Annotated in this window: 4 protein-coding genes and 1 pseudogene; 1 reads left to right on the forward strand and 4 read right to left on the reverse strand. The window is 70.1% G+C overall.

Annotated features, from left to right (window positions below; all coding sequences use genetic code 11):
* Positions 1–663: M23 family metallopeptidase (locus tag WB508_RS07905; RefSeq protein WP_423844342.1), on the forward strand; the 663-nt coding region annotated here is incomplete at its 5' end.
* 6 nt (positions 664–669) lie between these two features.
* Here the strand turns inward: WB508_RS07905 and WB508_RS07910 are convergent.
* The 4 genes and pseudogenes from WB508_RS07910 to WB508_RS07925 form a co-directional block, all read right to left on the reverse strand.
* On the reverse strand, positions 670–1110 hold the full coding sequence (locus WB508_RS07910) for an OsmC family peroxiredoxin (protein ID WP_423844343.1): 441 nt from the start codon (positions 1108–1110) through the stop codon (positions 670–672).
* Between the two features lie 130 nt (positions 1111–1240).
* Positions 1241–2176, reverse strand: a complete 936-nt coding sequence (locus WB508_RS07915) for a tyrosine recombinase XerC (protein ID WP_423844344.1) — start codon at positions 2174–2176, stop codon at positions 1241–1243.
* 31 nt (positions 2177–2207) lie between these two features.
* Complete coding sequence (gene dprA, locus WB508_RS07920; RefSeq protein WP_423844345.1) at positions 2208–3128, reverse strand: DNA-processing protein DprA; 921 nt, start codon at positions 3126–3128, stop codon at positions 2208–2210.
* Positions 3125–3394 (reverse strand): annotated as a pseudogene (locus tag WB508_RS07925) (ATP-binding protein); the annotation flags it as partial. The pseudogene WB508_RS07925 and the gene dprA, both read right to left, overlap by 4 nt.

The following is a 3394-nucleotide window of genomic DNA, read 5'->3' on the forward strand; positions in this document are numbered from 1 at the left end:
GGTCGGATCGGGTCGATCGAGGTGGTGACCGTCGACCACGGCGTGGAGCGATCGACTTATCAGCCGGTGCACGCAGGTGTCCACCCAGGAGACGCCGTTCATCGCGGCCAGGTGCTCGGCACTCTTCAGCCGGGACCAAGCCACTGTGCAGGCGCCTGCCTCCACCTGGGGCGAGTTCGTGGCGATGACGCGTACGGTGACCCACTGGACCTGCTGGGAGGTGGTCGGTTCAGGCTCATCTCCCCCGACGGACGGCCGCCAGCTCCCCCCGTCGGCGCCCGCGGAGTGCTGCGCCGACCCGTCGTGGGTGCCATTTCCTCGCCGTACGGCCAACGACGGCACCCCATCACCGGTGTCCGCAAGATGCACGACGGAACCGACTTCGCCGCGCCGTGCGGCACCGCGGTGCGTGCAGCAGCCGCCGGTCTGGTCACGACCACGCCGTCCGACCGCGCCTACGGACGGCGTGTGGTCATCGACCACCGCGGCGGGATGGTCACCGGATACGCACACCTGTCGTCGCAGTCAGTCGCCCCCGGCATCCGAGTGCGGGCCGGTCAGATCATCGGCCGGGTCGGCGCCACCGGGCTGGCCACCGGGTGCCACCTGCACTTCATGGTGCTGCGCGGTGGCCGCCCGGTGAATCCGACCCAGCTGTTGTGAATGGGGTCAGCTGACGAACTCGGTCTCCAACGTGATGTCGACAGCAGCCAGCGCCTTGCTGACCGGGCAGGTGTTCTTGGCGTCTTCGGCAGCCTTCTCGAAGCCCGCCTGGTCGAGACCAGTGACCTCGCCCGTCACCTTCACAGCGATGCCGGTGATCTTGAAGCCGCCGGCAGGGTCCTCCCCGAACGAGACGTCGGCCGTGACCTCCAGCGACTCAGGGGATCCGCCGGCGGCCGCAAGAAGGGCCGACAGTTGCATGGCGAAGCACGAGGAGTGGGCAGCAGCGATGAGCTCCTCGGGGCTGGTGGTCCCATCGGCATTCTCTGCGGTGCGCTTGGGCCACGAGACGTCGAACGTCGCGGCCCCCGAGCTGGTCAGTTCGACCTGGCCGGAGCCGTCGTCGAGGGTTCCGTTCCAACCGGTGCGGGCAGTACGTGTGGCCATGTGGTGCTCCTGACTCCTGGGCGCGCCCCCGTCGGGCGCACCTCTTGACCGTAGGCCAGGCGCCAGATTGTGCAGGTTCAAGCACCGTTCTGCTGTGGATCAACGGTGCCCCGCCCGCACGTGTGGTGAATCAGGCGCGGGGATGCGCTAGACGGTAGGCGCTGCGGAGCCGCTCGGTGCTGACGTGGGTGTAGATCTGCGTCGTGCCCAGGGAGGCGTGGCCCAAGATCTCCTGCACGGACCGCAGGTCGGCGCCACCCTCCAGCAGGTGCGTGGCAGCGGTGTGTCGCAAGCCGTGAGGTCCCAGATCCGGCGCTCCCTCGACGACCGACAACCGCTCGTGCACGACGCGGCGCACGGCTCGCTGGTCGATTCGGGCCCCGCGAGCTCCGAGAAACAGAGCCGCGCCGCTGCCATCGACCACCAGATCAAGGCGTCCCCGCTCCACCCACAAGTCGATGGCGTCGGCCGCTGGCGCACCGAACGGGACCATGCGTTCCTTGCGGCCCTTGCCAAAGACGCGGACGACACGACGAGCCCGATCGACGTCGTCGAGATCCATGGCGACCAGCTCGCCGACCCGGATGCCCGTGGCGTACAGCACCTCGAGGATCGCCAAGTCACGCAGGCCCACCGAAACATCGGTGGCCAACGCTTCCGTGGTCGCGTCGAGCAGGGCGCGCACCTCGGCCACGGACAGCGCCTCAGGCAGGTCCCGGTGCGCCTTGGGGCTCGCCAGCAGTGCCCCTGCATCAGCGTCGGCGCGACCGGTACGGGCGAGCCAGGTCGTGAACACTCGGGCAGCCGTGCCGCGGCGAGCCAGCGTGGTACGCGCCCGTCCGAGGGTCTGCTGGGTGGCCAGCCAGCTGCGCAGCGACCGAATGGTCAGACCGGCCGGGTCATCGATGCCGAGACGGCCCGCGTGCTCAGCCAAGTTGGTCAGGTCGACCAGGTAGGCCCGCACCGAGTGGGCTGAGAGATCACGCTCGGCAGCCAGGTGCCGCTCGTAGTCGCCAAGTACCCGCGCCCAGGTCTCGCTGATGCGAGCTTCGTCCGACTCCGCCATGGGTCAAGTGTGCGCGCCGCGACCGACCCCATCAGCCCGCCATGCCGAGAGCCGCCAGCTCTTCGACCACGTCCTGGCCCGACGTGACGAGCACGGCCTTGCCCGCCCGCACCGCTGCGTGCACCCCAGCTGATCGGTTCGACGTGACCGGACCGGGTACCGCCGTCGTGGTGCGTCCGAGCAGATCGGCCCAGTGCAGGGTGTTCAACGACCCGCTGCGCAGCTGGGCCTCGACGACGGTCGTGCCCAAGGTCAGCGCCGCGATGATGCGGTTGCGAGACAAGAAGCGGTGTCGCAACGGGGCTGCCCCGGGCGCCTGCTCGCTGACGACGAGGCCGCCCTCGTCGACGATGCGGTCGAGCAAGATGGCGTGCGCTTCGGGGTAGACACGATCGGCGCCGCATGCCAGGACCGCGATGGTCGGTCGGTCGACGACCAACGCCCCTCGGTGCGCACACGCGTCGATGCCGTAAGCCGCACCGCTGACGACGGTGAAATCTGCTGACGCCAGATCTGCTGCGACCTCCCCGGCGATCTCGGCGCCGTACGTCGAGCAGGACCGGGCACCGACCACGGCGACGGACCGCGAGGCGAGGCGGTCCAGCCGGGCGGCACCGCGGACCCAGAGCCCGAGGGGGCCGCCAGCGGTTTCCTGCAGCGGCTCGACGTGGTCGAGATCGGCCAGCTGGGCCGGCCACTGGGAGTCGCCGGGACACACCCAACGGAGTCCTGAATGAGCAGCTCGATTCCGGACCTGGTCACGCTCGCGCTCCAGCTGACCTGCGCGTTCGCACCAGGTCGCCGGCAGCGCCGAGCCGTCAAGCGGCTCGCTGGCCAACAGCGCCTGCAGCACCCTGATCGGCGAGTGAACGACCAGCAGATCTCGCAGGCGCGGGTCGCCTGGCTCGATGAGCAGGCTCAACGCAAGACGAGCGGCTGCCGCGGCCCTCACGAGGCCCGCACCAGATCGCGCACTGCGCCACCTAGAGGCGACCCGCGGCGCAGGGCGAGTCCGATCTCGACGTCTTCGGTCGTGGGTGCGTCGTGCCCCGCCAGATCGGCGGCGGTCCACGCCAGTCGCAGCACCCGGTCGGCCGAGCGCGGGTTGAGGGCGTGGCCCCGCAGCTGGGCATCGATCAGGTCGCGGCCCTGCGGAAGAACCGGCCACCGGCGTCGCAGGTCGGCTCCCGGCACGTCGGCGTTGACGGCCCACGGAGT

The organism is Aeromicrobium sp., from assembly GCF_049586495.1.
Lineage (GTDB): Bacteria > Actinomycetota > Actinomycetes > Propionibacteriales > Nocardioidaceae > Aeromicrobium.